At 62.2% G+C, this 14,183-nt stretch carries 18 protein-coding genes; 10 read left to right on the forward strand and 8 right to left on the reverse strand.

The annotated features are described in order from the left end of the window. Positions 1 to 175: 175 nt before the first annotated feature. Positions 176 to 1,537 (forward strand): cytochrome ubiquinol oxidase subunit I, encoded by a 1,362-nt coding sequence (locus X771_RS155415; protein WP_023687525.1) that lies wholly within the window; start codon positions 176 to 178, stop codon positions 1,535 to 1,537. A 108-nt stretch (positions 1,538 to 1,645) separates the two neighbouring features. Continuing rightward, positions 1,646 to 2,650 (forward strand): cytochrome d ubiquinol oxidase subunit II, encoded by a 1,005-nt coding sequence (locus X771_RS155410; RefSeq protein WP_023687526.1) that lies wholly within the window; start codon positions 1,646 to 1,648, stop codon positions 2,648 to 2,650. A gap of 230 nt (positions 2,651 to 2,880) precedes the next feature. On the opposite strand, the gene msrA is transcribed toward X771_RS155410, so the two are convergent. The 3 genes from msrA to X771_RS155395 form a co-directional block, all read right to left on the reverse strand. Beyond that, entirely contained in the window at positions 2,881 to 3,606 is a 726-nt protein-coding gene (gene msrA, locus X771_RS155405; RefSeq protein WP_023687527.1) for a peptide-methionine (S)-S-oxide reductase MsrA, read from the reverse strand. Between the two features lie 111 nt (positions 3,607 to 3,717). Further along, the gene (locus X771_RS155400; RefSeq protein ID WP_023687528.1) at positions 3,718 to 4,002 is read right to left on the reverse strand and encodes a hypothetical protein; all 285 of its coding nucleotides are present in this window, start codon (positions 4,000 to 4,002) and stop codon (positions 3,718 to 3,720) included. Between the two features lie 81 nt (positions 4,003 to 4,083). Beyond that, the gene (locus X771_RS155395; RefSeq protein ID WP_156935983.1) at positions 4,084 to 4,755 is read right to left on the reverse strand and encodes a DUF1223 domain-containing protein; all 672 of its coding nucleotides are present in this window, start codon (positions 4,753 to 4,755) and stop codon (positions 4,084 to 4,086) included. A gap of 224 nt (positions 4,756 to 4,979) precedes the next feature. Here X771_RS155395 and X771_RS155390 point away from each other — a divergent pair, with 224 nt between their 5' ends. Continuing rightward, the gene (locus tag X771_RS155390; RefSeq protein ID WP_023681256.1) at positions 4,980 to 5,351 is read left to right on the forward strand and encodes an endonuclease domain-containing protein; all 372 of its coding nucleotides are present in this window, start codon (positions 4,980 to 4,982) and stop codon (positions 5,349 to 5,351) included. A gap of 140 nt (positions 5,352 to 5,491) precedes the next feature. Beyond that, a complete protein-coding gene (gene lepA / locus X771_RS155385; RefSeq protein WP_023687530.1) occupies positions 5,492 to 7,297 on the forward strand; it encodes a translation elongation factor 4 in 1,806 nt (601 codons plus the stop codon). 298 nt (positions 7,298 to 7,595) lie between these two features. On the opposite strand, the gene X771_RS155380 is transcribed toward lepA, so the two are convergent. The 4 genes from X771_RS155380 to X771_RS155370 all read right to left on the reverse strand — a co-directional run bounded on the left by X771_RS155380 (position 7,596) and on the right by X771_RS155370 (position 9,572). After that, the gene (locus X771_RS155380) at positions 7,596 to 8,174 is read right to left on the reverse strand and encodes a hypothetical protein (RefSeq protein WP_023687531.1); all 579 of its coding nucleotides are present in this window, start codon (positions 8,172 to 8,174) and stop codon (positions 7,596 to 7,598) included. A gap of 32 nt (positions 8,175 to 8,206) precedes the next feature. Beyond that, a complete protein-coding gene (locus X771_RS155375) occupies positions 8,207 to 8,419 on the reverse strand; it encodes a hypothetical protein (RefSeq protein WP_198025821.1) in 213 nt (70 codons plus the stop codon). A 119-nt stretch (positions 8,420 to 8,538) separates the two neighbouring features. Continuing rightward, positions 8,539 to 8,736: a hypothetical protein gene (locus X771_RS0133705; RefSeq protein WP_023687533.1), complete on the reverse strand. Its 198-nt coding sequence runs from the start codon at positions 8,734 to 8,736 to the stop codon at positions 8,539 to 8,541. An 86-nt stretch (positions 8,737 to 8,822) separates the two neighbouring features. Further along, a complete protein-coding gene (locus X771_RS155370) occupies positions 8,823 to 9,572 on the reverse strand; it encodes a hypothetical protein (RefSeq protein WP_023687534.1) in 750 nt (249 codons plus the stop codon). A 409-nt stretch (positions 9,573 to 9,981) separates the two neighbouring features. On the opposite strand from X771_RS155370, the gene X771_RS155365 reads away from it, so the two are divergent. The 5 genes from X771_RS155365 to X771_RS155350 all read left to right on the forward strand — a co-directional run bounded on the left by X771_RS155365 (position 9,982) and on the right by X771_RS155350 (position 12,512). Further along, positions 9,982 to 10,182, forward strand: coding sequence for a hypothetical protein (locus tag X771_RS155365; protein WP_023687535.1), 201 nt, complete (start codon positions 9,982 to 9,984; stop codon positions 10,180 to 10,182). A gap of 70 nt (positions 10,183 to 10,252) precedes the next feature. Next, positions 10,253 to 10,630, forward strand: coding sequence for a hypothetical protein (locus tag X771_RS1000000168745; protein WP_245262539.1), 378 nt, complete (start codon positions 10,253 to 10,255; stop codon positions 10,628 to 10,630). 333 nt (positions 10,631 to 10,963) lie between these two features. Next, positions 10,964 to 11,368: a hypothetical protein gene (locus tag X771_RS155360; RefSeq protein ID WP_245262540.1), complete on the forward strand. Its 405-nt coding sequence runs from the start codon at positions 10,964 to 10,966 to the stop codon at positions 11,366 to 11,368. A gap of 316 nt (positions 11,369 to 11,684) precedes the next feature. Further along, complete coding sequence (locus X771_RS155355) at positions 11,685 to 12,056, forward strand: hypothetical protein (RefSeq protein ID WP_023687537.1); 372 nt, start codon at positions 11,685 to 11,687, stop codon at positions 12,054 to 12,056. Between the two features lie 84 nt (positions 12,057 to 12,140). After that, positions 12,141 to 12,512, forward strand: coding sequence for an endonuclease domain-containing protein (locus tag X771_RS155350; RefSeq protein ID WP_023687538.1), 372 nt, complete (start codon positions 12,141 to 12,143; stop codon positions 12,510 to 12,512). 112 nt (positions 12,513 to 12,624) lie between these two features. On the opposite strand, the gene X771_RS155345 is transcribed toward X771_RS155350, so the two are convergent. After that, entirely contained in the window at positions 12,625 to 12,945 is a 321-nt protein-coding gene (locus X771_RS155345; RefSeq protein ID WP_023681249.1) for a hypothetical protein, read from the reverse strand. A 164-nt stretch (positions 12,946 to 13,109) separates the two neighbouring features. Here X771_RS155345 and mbfA point away from each other — a divergent pair, with 164 nt between their 5' ends. Then, entirely contained in the window at positions 13,110 to 14,093 is a 984-nt protein-coding gene (gene mbfA, locus X771_RS155340) for an iron exporter MbfA (RefSeq protein WP_023681248.1), read from the forward strand. Positions 14,094 to 14,183 lie beyond the last annotated feature (90 nt).

Below are 14,183 nucleotides of genomic sequence, written 5' to 3' on the forward strand. Positions count from 1 at the left end.
GCTGCTGACAATTGTGGACAAACGTTCCCCTCTTGCCGTTTCGTCATGGGGGTATCGGGGCACTGACGGATTGATCCCATCTGCTGCGACAACGCGCCCCGCGTGACGCCAAGCCGCTTTGACCGGACCGCATCCGCCGCCTATTCTGCGCCAACAAACAGCAGCCGGAGCCCGCATGGACCCGCTCATCCTGTCGCGAATGCAGTTCGGGGCGAATATCTCGTTCCACATCCTGTTTCCGACCATCACGATTGCGCTTGGCTGGGTGCTGCTGTTCTTCAAGCTCCGCTACAACACCACCAATGATTCCGCCTGGATGCGCGCCTATTTCACCTGGGTGAAAGTGTTCGCACTGTCCTTCGCCATGGGCGTGGTCTCCGGCGTCACCATGAGCTTCCAGTTCGGCACCAACTGGCCGGGCTATATGGAAAAGGTCGGCAACATCGCCGGGCCGCTGCTTGCCTACGAGATCCTCACCGCCTTCTTCCTCGAAGCGGCCTTCCTGGGCATCATGCTGTTCGGGTTCCGCCGCGTCTCCAACCGCGTCCACACGCTGGCGACGGTATTGGTCGCCGGCGGCACCACGCTGTCGGCCTTCTGGATCATTGCGCTGAACTCCTGGATGCAGACGCCGGCCGGCTTCGAGATGATCGATGGCAAGGCGCATCCCGTCGACTGGTGGGCGATCGTCTTCAACCCGTCCATGCCCTACCGTCTGACGCATATGCTGCTTGCCTCCGGCCTGACGGTGTCGTTCCTGATCGCCGGCCTGTCGGCGCTGCGCTACCTCACCGGCGACCGGTCGGAATCGATGTGGAAGGCGCTGCGCACCGGCGTCTTCACCGCCGCCATCCTGATCCCGATCCAGATCTTCGCCGGCGACCAGCACGGGCTGAATACGCTGGAGCACCAGCCGCAGAAGATCGCGGCCATGGAGGCCAACTGGAACACCGGCCCCAACGTGCCGCTGGTGCTGTTTGCGCTGCCCGACGAGGCGGCGAAGGAAAACAAATTCGAGATCGCCATTCCCGACGGCGCCAGCCTGGTGCTGCGTCACTCCACCAGCGGCATCGTGCCGGGGCTCAACGACTATCCCGGCCTGCATCCGCCGGTCTTCCCGGTGTTCTGGGGCTTCCGCATCATGGTCGGCACCGGCATTTTGATGCTCATCGTCTCGTGGTCGGCGACCTTCTTCCTCAAGCGCCGCCACAGCCTGCCGAGGCCGCTGGCCATGCTGATGGTGCCGATGGCGCTGTCGGGCTGGCTGGCGACGCTGGCCGGCTGGTACACCACCGAAATCGGCCGCCAGCCCTGGCTGGTCACCGGCGTGCTGAAAACCGCCGACGCTATCGGCCCGGTCGCCGGCAGCCATGTCGCGCTGACGCTCGCCATCTATCTCATCCTCTATGTGCTGCTGCTGATCGCCTATCTTGGCGTGCTGGTGCACCTGGCGCTGAAGGCCGCCAAGGACGGCGATACCTCGCCGCTGCCGGGCGTCATGAAGACGGCGATGTCGCAACCGGCCGCAGCGGAGTGAGGAATGGTCCGCGTAGCGGACGAAAAGCCAACGATTTGGCTTTCCGAATGACGAACGCCCGGAGCCATAGCGAAGGGCAGAACCGTTGATGAGAGGGATGACAGACCGATGAGCTTCGACTGGCCAACCGCGCTGCCCCTGATCTTCGCCGGCCTGATGGGCCTCGCCATCCTGATCTACGTCATTCTCGACGGTTTCGATCTCGGCATCGGCATCCTGTTCTCGGTCGCCGAAGATGCCGAGCAGGACACCATGATCGCGGCAATAGGCCCGTTCTGGGATGCCAACGAGACCTGGCTGGTGCTGGCCGTCGGCCTGCTCCTGGTCGCCTTCCCGCTGGCGCATGGCGTCATCCTCACCGCGCTCTACATTCCGGTCTTCGTGCTTTTGGTCGGCCTCATCCTGCGCGGCGTCGCCTTCGATTTCCGCGCCAAGGTGCCCGCCGGCAAGAAGCATCGCTGGAACCGCATTTTCTTCCTCGGTTCCGTCATCGCCTCGCTGGCGCAAGGCTATATGCTCGGCGTCTATGTGCTTGGCCTCGATGTCGGCTTTGGCGGCATCGCTTTCGGGGCGCTGGTGGCGCTCTGCCTGTCGGCGGCCTATGCAGCGATGGGCGCTGCCTGGGTCATCTACAAGACCGAGGGCGAATTGCAGAGGAAGGCGGTGGCCTGGCTGCGGACAGCCCTGGTGCTGACCGCGCTCGGCATGGCGGCGGTGTCGCTGGCGACCCCATTCGCCAGCCCGCGCATCTTCGCCAAATGGTTCGTCTGGCCCGAAATGCTCTTTCTGTCGCCGCTGCCGATCCTGTCGGCGCTGCTGTTCCTGTGGCTGTGGCGGCAGACCTTCCACCTGCCCAAGCCCGACGACCGCCATGCGCTGCGGCCGTTCCTGACGCTCGCCGCCATCTTCGCGCTCGGCTTTGCCGGGCTTGCCTGGTCGTTCTACCCCTTCGTGGTGCCCGAGAGGCTGACCATCTGGCAGGCGGCGTCGGCGACGGAAAGCCTGGCCATCATCCTCGCCGGCACGGTGGTCGTGCTGCCGGTGATCATCTTCTATTCGTTCTATGCGTATCGGGTGTTTGGGGGGAAGGCGACGGATCTGACGTATGATTGAGGGGTTGCGCGAGGCACCCCCCTCTGGCCTGCCGGCCATCTCCCCCTCAAGGGGGAGATCAGCTCCTCACTGCGGCCTTCGCCAACCTTGCAAGATGAGCACCGTCAGCGACGCTGCCAATCTCCCCGCATGAGGGGGAGATGCCCGGAAGGGCAGAGGGGGGTGCTGTCCCGCTGGCGTCTCAGGTAGGGCGTCGCCGCTCTCTGCGTCCGGCCAAGTCCTATCGCCCCTCAGCTCTTCCCCGCCAGCACCAGCACCGGCTTCTCGCTGTACAACCCCGGGAACAGCGACTTCAAATTCGCCACCTTGGGCAGGTCGTTGTAGACGATGTAGGGGTAGGTCGGGTTCAGCGTCAAAAAGTCCTGGTGATATTCCTCGGCCGGATAGAAGGTTTTGCCCGTCTCCAGCGTGGTGACGATGGGCTTGGCAAACACTTTCGCCTGGTCGAGTTGGGCGATGTAGCTCTGGGCGATCTTCTGCTGCTCGCCATTCTCGGCAAAGATGGTCGAGCGGTACTGGGTGCCCGAGTCCGGGCCCTGGAAGTTCAACTGCGTCGGGTTGTGGGCGACCGAGAAATAGACCTGCAGCAGCTGGCCGTAGGTCACCTTGGACGGATCGTAGGTGATCTCGACCGATTCGGCGTGGCCGGTGCGGCCGCTGCCCACCGTTTCGTAGACGGCGTCATCCTTGGCGCCGCCGGTGTAGCCGGAGACGGCCTTGGTCACGCCCTTGACGTGCTGGAACACGCCCTGCACGCCCCAGAAGCAGCCGCCGGCGAAGATAGCCTTCTCGCTGCCGCTGGCGGCCTTCTCGTCCACTGCCGGCGGCGGGATCACCACCGCGTCCTCGGCCGAGCGCGCCGGGCTCTGCCAGAAGGCGGCCGCGACGGCGGCGACGATGAGCGCGGCAAGCGCGCTCTTGAAGATCGGCGTTCTGGTCCTTGCAATGCCGGTCATGTCTGATCTCCTTGATGGTGGCGAAGACTATACGACAGAACGTCCCGCCTGGTTTCTCAAATTGCCGTGCGCCGGCCCGGCCACTGTGCGGCCGGGCCATGGGATCAAGTCTTATTGCGCGGGCGCCATGGCGTCCGCCGGTTTCATCGCATCCGTTGCGGGTTTCATGGCATCGGCCGGTTTCATGGCGTCGGTGGCGGGTTTCATCGCATTCGTCGCCATTGGGTCGGCTGGCTTGATGGCATCGGTCGCCGGCGCCATGGCATCGGTCGCGGGCTTCATCGCCTCGGTGGCCATCGCCGGCTTCATGGCGTTGGTCGCTTCGTCCCCGCGGGCGCCGGAGGCGAAGGCGGTCATCGAAAGCGCAAGAGCGAGCGCGGTCAGGGTCTTGGTCATGATGGTATTTCCTCCTTGAAGAGGGCGCGCGGATGCGAGCCCGGTTATGCCGCGCTAGCGGCGTTGCGTAGAAAAAGAAAATCAGTCGGCGGCTGCAGCCAGGATCGGCCCACCGCCCGGCGACTGCACCAGCACGGCGGTGCTCAAGCCGCCGGAGGCTGCCGGCAATGGCAGCGTGGTGGCGTCGCCGCTCCAGCTGCCGAGTTTCTCCAGCGAGTGCACGACATTGGCATGCGGCAGCGTGCGCCCGGTATTCTCGCCGCGCGCCACCGGCACCTCGACGACGCCCTTGTTGTAGCGAACCAGCCAGACATCAGCGCGGCCGGCCGGCGCGGAACCGACGCCGATGCTGATCTTGCCGCCGTCGAGCGACAGCGTCGGCCCCTTCGTGCGGCCATTCGCGGAAATCAGCTGCTCGATCTCGCCTGATGCCGCGCCCACCGCGTCGGCACCGCCATTGACCACCACCTGCGGCGTGAACGGGCCGGAGCGGCCGAGCGACGGCTCATAGCGCACCTGGCGCTGGGTAAATTCCTCGCGGCCGAAAATGTCCTTCCAGCCGAGATAGTCCCAGTAGGTAACGTTGAACGACAGCGCCAGAACGCCCGGCTGGTCCTTGACCTTGATCAGATTGGCATTGGCCGGCGGGCAGGACGAACAGCCCTGGCTGGTGAACAATTCGACCACGGTGAGCGGCTGGGCGAAGGCGGTGCCGCCAAGCATCATCAGCGCCGCACCTGCGGTGGCCAGCATGCCGGCGCGTTTTGTGTTGGATCCAGTCATTGGGGGTCTCCGTTGCGGCGGGTTCATCCCACACTTCGTCGCTGCCCGAGGCTTCGTTACATGGTTCACCGCTTCGTGATTGGGGGCGGACGCGTCGTTGCCTTCTCCCCTTGTGGGAGAAGGTGGATCGGCGGGAAGCGCCGAGACGGATGAGGGGTGTTCCAGCGGAGTGAGACGTTGGTTAATCTAACGTCATGCCACATCAGCCCGTCGCTCCTGCCAAACGAAACTTTGCCCGTTCGCTCCGACGTGAAATGACGGAGGCGGAAGACAAACTGTGGCACGAACTACGTGACCGCAGGCTCGATCGGATCAAATTTCGGCGCCAAGTTCCTGTTGGAAAATACGTCGCCGATTTCGCTTGTCTTGAATCACTCCTCATCATCGAGATCGATGGGAGTCAGCATGCGGACTCAGAGTCAGACCAGGCCCGTAGAACGGAACTGGAGGCGAGAGGCTTTCGTGTGTTGCGCTTTTGGAACGACGATGTCCTGAAAGACATGGACAGCGTCTGCACCACGATAATCGCTTATGTAAGGGATGTCAGTTTGCAGCCATGGCGGTGAAAGAACGTCGGCGTCAAGCTGGAACACCCCTCATCCGTCTCGGCGCTGCGCGCCGATCCACCTTCTCCCACAAGGGGAGAAGGCAAGGGCACCACCCCCCGCTTGCCCCTGCAACCCGCCCCTGCTAAAGCCGCCGCATCATGAGCACGCCTCTCGACCACATCCGCAATTTCTCCATCGTCGCCCATATCGACCATGGCAAATCCACGCTTGCCGACCGGCTGATCCAGTCCACCGGCGGGCTGGAGCTGCGCGACATGAAGGAGCAGGTGCTGGACTCGATGGACATCGAGCGCGAGCGCGGCATCACCATCAAGGCGCAGACGGTGCGGCTGAAATACCGCGCCAACAATGGCGAGGACTATATCCTCAACCTCATCGACACGCCCGGCCATGTCGACTTCGCCTATGAAGTGTCGCGGTCGCTGGCCGCCTGCGAGGGCTCGCTGCTGGTCGTCGACGCCTCCCAGGGCGTCGAGGCGCAGACGCTGGCCAATGTCTACCAGGCCATCGACAACAACCACGAGATCGTCGTGGTGCTGAACAAGGTCGACCTGCCAGCCGCCGAGCCCGAGCGCATCCGCGAGCAGGTCGAGGAGGTGATCGGCATCGACGCCTCCAACGCCGTACTGATCTCGGCCAAGACCGGGCTTGGCATTCCCGATGTGCTGGAAGCCATCGTCCACCAATTGCCGCCGCCGCGCGAAGGCGATGCGTCAGCCCCCTTGAAAGCCATGCTGGTCGACAGCTGGTACGACGCCTATCTCGGCGTCATCGTGCTGGTGCGCATCATCGATGGAGTGCTGAAAAAGGGCGCGACCATCCGCATGATGGGCACCGGCGCCAAACATCTGGTCGAGCGCACCGGCGTGTTCACGCCGGCCCGCATCAATGTCGACGAGCTCGGCCCCGGCGAGTTCGGCTTCTTCACCGGCTCGATCAAGGAAGTAGCCGACACCCGCGTCGGCGACACCATCACCGAAGACAAGCGCCAGACGGCGCACGCTTTGCCGGGCTTCAAGCCGGCGCAGCCGGTGGTGTTCTGCGGCCTGTTCCCGGTCGACGCCGCCGATTTCGAGGACCTACGCGCCGCCGTCGGCAAACTTCGCCTCAACGACGCCTCCTTCTCCTACGAAATGGAAACCAGTGCCGCGCTCGGCTTCGGCTATCGCTGCGGCTTCCTTGGCCTGCTGCATCTCGAAATCATCCAGGAGCGGCTGGAGCGCGAGTTCAACCTCGACCTCATCGCCACGGCGCCCTCCGTCGTCTACCGGCTGCTGCTCACCGACGGCTCGATGAAGGAACTGCACAACCCGGCCGACATGCCCGATGTGGTGAAAATCTCGGCCATCGAGGAGCCGTGGATCCGCGCCACCATCCTCACCCCCGACGACTATCTCGGCGGCATTCTAAAGCTCTGCCAGGACCGGCGCGGCATCCAGGCCGACCTCTCCTATGTCGGCAAGCGCGCCATGCTGATCTACGACCTGCCGCTCAACGAAGTCGTCTTCGACTTCTACGACCGGCTGAAGTCGATCTCCAAGGGCTACGCCTCCTTCGACTATCATCTGACCGACTACAAGGAAGGCGATTTGGTGAAGATGTCGATCCTGGTCAATGAGGAGCCGGTCGACGCGCTGTCCATGCTGGTCCACCGCACCGCGGCGGAAAAGCGCGGCCGCCAGATGTGCGAGAAGCTGAAAGAGCTGATCCCGAACCACCTGTTCAAGATCCCGATCCAGGCCGCGATCGGCGGCAAGGTCATCGCCCGCGAAACCATCTCGGCGCTGCGCAAGGACGTGACCGCGAAGTGCTACGGCGGCGACGTGTCCCGCAAGCGCAAGCTGCTGGACAAGCAGAAAGAGGGCAAGAAGCGGATGCGCCAGTTCGGCAAGGTAGATATTCCGCAGGAGGCGTTTATTCAGGCGCTGAAGATGGGGGACTAAGCGGTCCGGCCTTTGGCCGGACGCATCGACCCGGTGGGTCGATGCGAGCGCAAGTCCGGGTGGGAGCTGCCGAAGGCAGCGGGGCCCCCGCGCCAGCGCGGCGCTGACGCAGCACGGTGGAGACTATTCTCCGAGAGGCACCGTGTCAGGAATTCTTCGTATCTCGACCGTCCGGCTCCTTCGCGAGGCCTTCAAGTCGCGGTGTTGCCAATCACTATTCTCAGGCTGGAATTGAGTTCTGCCAGTCACCGCACCTTTGCGGCATTATGGAACAACTCACCAGCGTTTGTGGCTACTGTCAGTTGTCTCGATAAATCTTCATCTCTGAAAGCACGTCAAAGAATCCGACGCGACCTTCAAGCCTTTTCAACTCGTTCGGAGCTAGGTCGATGTCGAAGTCAGAGCCGATCACGCGCTGGCCGGACCTGGCCAGTTCAAGGTAGTCGTCTAGGCAAGTAAGCGGATCATCCCGCAGATTGTCGCAGAACCACTGCAACCTGTTCCACGGCGAACGGTGCAGAGGATGCTGAATGATGTTGCAGCTCAGTCTAAGCCCGAACAGCGGGTTAGCGTAGGTCGATACCAGATTTGGTTCGCTAAGCGCCTGCTCGGGCCGCAATGGATTGATTGTTGCAATAACAGCAGCCGTCAAGGCCGCAATCTTGGTTGGCTGAGTTCTATGGCCTTGGTTCTGTCGCCGCGCCTTGTAGGCTTCATTGACGAGGAAATATGCCTCTGCGGTGTACAGAGCGGCCTCGTCGGTAAGTCTAAAGCCATAATCTTTGAAGGGCGAGCCACTGCAAATGCGTTCGGCTTCATCTAAGAAAAAGTCCGCTCGAAGGCGGACTTTGTTTGCTGGAATTTGGAAGACTGTCATCGATGGTCATCTCCCTAAGGCATGGTGCGGCCTTAGAGGGATTTCACCTGATTGTCTAGCTGGGTAAAGAATTCTCGCTCAGCATCGGCATAAAGGTTGGCATTGGCGCGCCCAAACTCCATCCAGACTCGCTCTTCCGATTCAGCGTAATTGTTCTCATGCTTCACACGGCTAAGCTTTTCGTCAAGTGTCGGATCAGTTGGCATTGGCCCGAGTTGGTGCCAATTCGCCTTCAGCGCAGCCATCATGCGTTCTCCCCGAATCACATCGCCGCCGGGTCCGCCGACGGTTACAGGGAGGTTATCCCACTAAATGTAGTGGTAGGTCAAGACTCGAATCATGAAATGCGGATTCTGTCAACTGTTTAGTCTATCGGGCCGGAAGCATCATCGAAAGCCCCCACGGTCGCAAACGGGTCTGCCTTCATCATAGCAATGAGGATCTCCGAGAAATCTTCGCCGTCAATCTCAATCATCCATCGATTCCCACGACCAGGCGCATCGGCCTCAAAATGGAGAAAGATAGCGCCGCTCTCCGAGGTGGTAGCCTCGACAGTAGTCACGCGGACTGGATACTCCCTGTCGTGGGCTGCGATTGTGTCGCGCGCCCTACGATGCGCCCTCAGAGCCAATGCTGCCTCCTAGTTGCCTAGTGCTGGTCTTGACCCTCGTCAAAGCCGAGAATTCTTGCATTCGCACGGCGCTGCATCCTTCGAATAAAAAGCTTCAAGTGATCCTCTAGATCCCCAAAACTTTCCGCCGACAGATTTACAGGGAACGTGATGGTCACGTCCCCCTCATCCAGTGCGATGATTTCCTGCCGCACCCCCGGTTTGAGCGGCGACTGTTCGCTTGTCTCGGCGCGCCGTTGAATCGGACGTGACGGCTCCGGAGCCTGCATCATCTCATCCTCCATGGGGGTTGGCGAGTGAGGGTACCCCTTCTCATGAAGGGTCGCAAGCGTGATCGTCGCGAGATAGGTCTTCGCCGCCTTCGCCGCGCCGTCTGGCGAATAGCCCCGTTTAGCGAGCCAATAACGAAGGTTCTCATCGCTTGGCGGGGTCGGAAAGTTCTTTGCAATTTCCCGGAAAAGGCTTGGTTGCAGCGCCATCCGGCGTAGCGCCTCCACTCTGTCTAAGGAGTCCTCCGGAGCCATTAGCGCGGTGATCGCGTCCCCAGTGATTCGGTTCTCGTCGCCAGTGCCTTCGACGAGGCCATAGGCGCGCAAAGCACCGATCTTTCCTAATGCGGGGCCACTTAGGCTTTCGTGCCCCAGGTGCGACGCCAGTGCCGATTTGGAGACCTTATTTCGACCGTCCTTGTCATAGAGCTTCCGCGCCATGACCAATGCTCCGGCCAAATCGACAAGGGGGTAATTGGGGCTGCGAACCTTCGCCATGGAGCGTTCTCCTCTATTTGGTCGATTATTCTCATGGGCAGATAGAATAATCAATAGAAGAAAGCTGAGGGCTAACTCAGAATGCGCTTGTCAAGCGGGCGGTTTTCAATATGCTCCGAGCCGCCGGGAGAGAAATCCCGACGATTCGGAGCATTGGAGATGCGATGGAACCCATATGACGGCTGCTTCCTGATCTGACGAGGTTTGCCGACCTGGTCCGTTTCAGCAGCCGCCGCTGGGCGGTAGGAGCCGGGGGCGCGAATGCTCCGGTTCCACACTGGTCCGGGAATGGTCCCGGATCAGAACATGCGACCGAATAAACGGCGCACAGCAACGCGGCGACAATGATTCATCCGTGAATCAGCGTCAACTGTTTATTCGGTCGCATCCTTTTCGAAAGGAAAAGGCAATGCACGACCGGAAGATCACCCCAGACATGGTTCCGGTTATCAAGCTGGCCCGCGATCTGGGCATCAACTACGCGCTCATCGCGTCGTACTACCAGATCAATCAAGGCCGGATCGCGGACGTCATGAAGGGGCGCTTGTTCCCAGATATTTCGCCTGCGATCGAACTCCCCGCTGACTTCCCGATGACAGCGGCGGCTTAAACGAAATGAGGGGGCGGCCCACAGGTCGCCCTCTCATTGACGTATCCTCCCTAGCTTCGAGGAACATGAAATGCGCACCACACTCGACACCGTCGCCGCAATCGGCCCCGCCATCGGCGGCGCTTTCGGCCTGGCCGGCACTTTCGTCGCCAGCGCCCCGCTGCGCGAAACGCTGTGGGCGATCGACGGCGCAGCACTCGTGGTGGCCGCCGCACTGCTGACGATGAAATACCAGCGGCTGGGCAATGACTGTGCCGCAGCCGGGTTCCTCACCTTCCTCGCCGGCGAGAGCTTGATCATATCAGGCAATGCGGCGGGGCTGGAGGCCAGCGTGCCCTCCTATGTCGGCGGCATCTCGCTGTGGGCGGCAGCGCTCGTCCTGATCGGCGCGTCGAGCACATTTGCTCTGTGGATGCGGCTCACCGGCGCGCCATCCTGTTTGTCGTGACGGTGGCCATGGTGCTGTGGGGCGCGCCCTTGCTGCCAACCTCGGCGCCGCTGCCCGCCGCCGGCTATCCGTTCCTGGTGCTGACTTTTGTTGGCTGGATCTAGACGTTGCTGAAGTCGCCGAGGTGATTGACGCGATCCGGCGGCTGGCTCCGCATGTGAGGGTGGGGCGCTGACTTTTCCTTCCCCCCTTGTGGGGGAAGGTGGATCGGCGCGATAGCGCCGAGCCGGATGAGGGGTGTTCCAGCGGAGTGAGACGCTTGCGTTCCCTGGAACACCCCTCATCCGACCTCGCTTCGCGAGGCCACCTTCTCCCACAGGGGGAGAAGGGAAGATGGCGCTTCTTCCCCGACCATGCGAGCGTGCGTCTCCGATTCGGAAACCCGCCGCCATGCTCCGCCTCACCCTTGCCGCCCTCCTCATCGCCGCCCCGGCGCATGCCGCCGATATGGCGTTTTTCGTCAAGAACCTGCGCAGCCAGGCGGTGGCGGTGGAGCTGTTCAGCCGGGATCGCAAGATGTCGTGGCCGGGCGGCGACCAGGTGTTTTTGATCGAGCCGAACTCGCAAAAATCGGTGCCGATCTCGTGCAATTCGGGTGAGAACATCTGCTATGGCGCCTGGGTGAATGGCAATGATGCGATCTCCGCCGGGGTCGGGCCGGATAATGACCAGCCATGCGATACGTGCTGCTTCATCTGCGTGGAGAAGACGACGGAGACGATCGATCTGGTGGAGTGAGGGGCGGGGCGCCGAAGCTGCTGATCTCCCCCCTCGTGGAGATGTCCGGCAGGACAGAGGGGGGCGCGAAGGATGGCCAGCGTATGGATCAGCAAGCCTAAAATTGAAATGACGCGGCTGCAGGAATGAGAGGTCGGCGGGACAGCGCCCCCCTCTGCCTTGCCAGGCATCTCCCCCACGAGGGGGGAGATCAGCAGCTCCACCAACCTCTCCCAATCCCCCCAAAATCAGTCACGCCCCGCCCTTCAATCTCCGCCGCCATCATGCGATGCTGATTCCCTCGGCCGGGGGGCCGATTTGCCTCGGGGGAAACACCATGTCTTTCACTTGTCTGCGCCGCGTCGTCGTCGCGCTGTCGCTCGCCACCTTGCTGGCGCCGTCGGCCTACGCCGCCGACATCACCTTCGCCGTCAAGAACAGCCATCCCAACGCCATGCGCCTCGAGCTCTACAGCCAGGACCGCGACTATGTCTGGCCGGGCAATGACAAGGATTTCTATCTCGACGATGGCGAGACCAAGCAGATCCCGGTGTCGTGCGACGAGGGCGAGTCCATCTGCTACGGCGCCTGGGTCGACGGCGACGAGGGAACCTATTGGGGCGTCGGCCCCAACAACAAGGAAAGATGCGAGGATTGCTGCTACACCTGCAATGGCGGCGAGACGGAGGAAATTGAACTGACGCCGTAGGAAGTACAGCCAATCTCCCCCCAAGTGGGGGAGATGTCCGGCAGGACAGAGGGGGGCGCGAAGGATCGCNCACCGAGCATCGTAATGCCGCACACGCCTCTACCGCCTCGACATCGCGCAAACGCCAGATCGATGCGCAAAGTCCTGACGCCAGCCGAACTCAAGCTCTGGAACGAACTTCGTGCCCACCGGCTGATGGGGCTTGGCTTCCGGCGACAATTTCCGATTGCCGCCTACATCGTCGATTTCGCTTGCCCGGAGAAGAAGCTGGTCATCGAAGTCGATGGCTCCCAGCATGCGGACGCCGGCGCGGCTGCCGGTGATGAGACGCGGACATCGCACCTCGAACAAGATGGCTGGACCGTCCTGCGGTTCTGGAATGACGACGTCATCCGCGACATCGACAATGTCTGCCAGCATATTGTGATTGCGGCTGGGCTTGGAGGCGCATCCTGAACGGTGCTGGGCTTTAGGGCAGGGAAAGGTCGGCGGGACAGTGCCCCCCTCTGGCCTGCCGGCCATCTCCCCCACGAGGGGGGAGATCGGGTTTCCCCGCGGCTTTCGCCAATTATCCCAGCAACGCCCTCTGCCGCTTCGGCCCGCCCGCCTTGCGCCAGGAATTGAACCGGTGCGTCGCGGCGGCAAACGAGATCTTCATCTGCTGGGCGACCGAGTAGCGCGACTTGCCTTCGTCGAACAGGCGGTAGCAGCATTCGACGCCCTCCTCGGTCAGCTTGCCGTCGGGCGCCTTGTTGTGCGGATTGGCGGGGTCGAATTTTTCGACTTGCTGTTCGACCAGGCCTTTCAGCCGCTGCAAATCGGCCTCGATGCTGGCGATAAGATCGAGGACGGGTTTCGGATCGAAGTGGTCGTGCGGCTTTGCCGTCATCTTGCTCATGCCTTTCGCTTGCGTGTCGCGACCGATATAGGTGAACATTTGCCGATAATGAAGGGCGCGTTGCAATCCGGCGCTTCAACATTTCTTGACTGGTGATTGACCGCGGAGACTGCAGCGCCTAGTTTAGAATTGTTCTAAACTGGGGTGAATTTCTCATGCTTTCCCGTGTCTTCGGTTTCGGCCGCCGTCCTTTCGAAACGCTGTCGGAACAGGAGATCCTGGCCCTAGCAATTTCATCCGAAGAGGATGACGGGCGCATCTACCGCGCCTATGCCGACGGGCTGGCGGACAGTTTTCCGCAATCGGCGAAAGTGTTCGAGGCGATGGCGGAGGAGGAGGACGGCCATCGCGATTCCCTGATCGAGCTTTACCGCAAGCGTTTCGGCGAGCGCATTCCGTTGCTGCGCCGCGAGCACGTGAAAGGCTATTACGAGCGCAAGCCCGACTGGCTGGTGCGGCCGCTCGGCATCGAGCATGTGCGGCGCCAAGCCGAAGAGATGGAGCGGCAGGCCTATCGCTTCTATGTCGAGGCGGCCAAGCGCACCGGCGATGCCTCGACGCGGAAACTACTCGGCGACCTGGCCGCGGCCGAGCAAAGCCATGAGAATTCGGCGCATCGGCTGGAACAGAAACTCGTGCCGGGCGAGGTGAAGGACGAGGAAGCCAGCGCCGAGCAGCGCCAGTTCATCCTGACCTATGTGCAGCCGGGACTGGCCGGGCTGATGGACGGCTCGGTGTCGACACTGGCGCCGATCTTTGCCGCCGCGTTTGCCACCCACGACACCTGGCAGACGCTGCTGGTCGGCCTCGCCGCCTCGATCGGCGCCGGCATTTCGATGGGCTTTACCGAAGTCGCTTCGGACGACGGCAAGCTGTCGGGGCGTGGCTCGCCGATCAAGCGCGGACTGACCGTCGGCATCATGACGACGCTGGGTGGGCTGGGCCACGCGCTGCCTTACATCATCCCGCATTTCTGGACGGCGACGGCGGTGGCGGCTGTGGTGGTGTTCTTCGAGCTCTGGGCGATTGCCTTCGTCCAGAACCGCTACATGCAAACCCCGTTTCTGCGCGCGGCGTTTCAGGTGGTGCTGGGCGGGGCGCTGGTGTTTGCGGCCGGGGTGCTGATCGGGAATGCATGAGCGCCAAGCGCCCCCTAACCCAGCCTCCGCTACGCTCGGCTGACCTCTCCCCGAGGGGAGAGGAGATTTTCGACGCCTGCGCCAGTCTCT

Origin of the sequence: Mesorhizobium sp. LSJC269B00 (genome assembly GCF_000502815.1) — a bacterium.
In the GTDB taxonomy this organism is placed as follows: Bacteria; Pseudomonadota; Alphaproteobacteria; order Rhizobiales; family Rhizobiaceae; genus Mesorhizobium.

Bases quoted from the DNA above. Each gene is read 5' to 3' on its own strand.
- X771_RS155360 (WP_245262540.1), top strand. From the start codon at position 10,964: ATGGCGCTTCTTCCCCGACCATGCGAGCGTGCGTCTCCGATTCGGAAA.
- X771_RS155390 (WP_023681256.1), top strand. From the start codon at position 4,980: ATGCCACATCAGCCCGTCGCTCCTGCCAAACGAAACTTTGCCCGTTCG.
- X771_RS155380 (WP_023687531.1), bottom strand. From the start codon at position 8,174: ATGACAGTCTTCCAAATTCCAGCAAACAAAGTCCGCCTTCGAGCGGAC.
- X771_RS1000000168745 (WP_245262539.1), top strand. From the start codon at position 10,253: ATGCGCACCACACTCGACACCGTCGCCGCAATCGGCCCCGCCATCGGC.
- X771_RS155415 (WP_023687525.1), top strand. From the start codon at position 176: ATGGACCCGCTCATCCTGTCGCGAATGCAGTTCGGGGCGAATATCTCG.
- mbfA (WP_023681248.1), top strand. From the start codon at position 13,110: ATGCTTTCCCGTGTCTTCGGTTTCGGCCGCCGTCCTTTCGAAACGCTG.
- X771_RS155345 (WP_023681249.1), bottom strand. From the start codon at position 12,945: ATGACGGCAAAGCCGCACGACCACTTCGATCCGAAACCCGTCCTCGAT.
- X771_RS155400 (WP_023687528.1), bottom strand. From the start codon at position 4,002: ATGACCAAGACCCTGACCGCGCTCGCTCTTGCGCTTTCGATGACCGCC.
- X771_RS155410 (WP_023687526.1), top strand. From the start codon at position 1,646: ATGAGCTTCGACTGGCCAACCGCGCTGCCCCTGATCTTCGCCGGCCTG.
- X771_RS155370 (WP_023687534.1), bottom strand. From the start codon at position 9,572: ATGGCGAAGGTTCGCAGCCCCAATTACCCCCTTGTCGATTTGGCCGGA.
- X771_RS155350 (WP_023687538.1), top strand. From the start codon at position 12,141: ATGCCGCACACGCCTCTACCGCCTCGACATCGCGCAAACGCCAGATCG.
- X771_RS155365 (WP_023687535.1), top strand. From the start codon at position 9,982: ATGCACGACCGGAAGATCACCCCAGACATGGTTCCGGTTATCAAGCTG.
- lepA (WP_023687530.1), top strand. From the start codon at position 5,492: ATGAGCACGCCTCTCGACCACATCCGCAATTTCTCCATCGTCGCCCAT.
- X771_RS155355 (WP_023687537.1), top strand. From the start codon at position 11,685: ATGTCTTTCACTTGTCTGCGCCGCGTCGTCGTCGCGCTGTCGCTCGCC.
- X771_RS155375 (WP_198025821.1), bottom strand. From the start codon at position 8,419: ATGGCTGCGCTGAAGGCGAATTGGCACCAACTCGGGCCAATGCCAACT.
- msrA (WP_023687527.1), bottom strand. From the start codon at position 3,606: ATGACCGGCATTGCAAGGACCAGAACGCCGATCTTCAAGAGCGCGCTT.
- X771_RS155395 (WP_156935983.1), bottom strand. From the start codon at position 4,755: ATGCTGGCCACCGCAGGTGCGGCGCTGATGATGCTTGGCGGCACCGCC.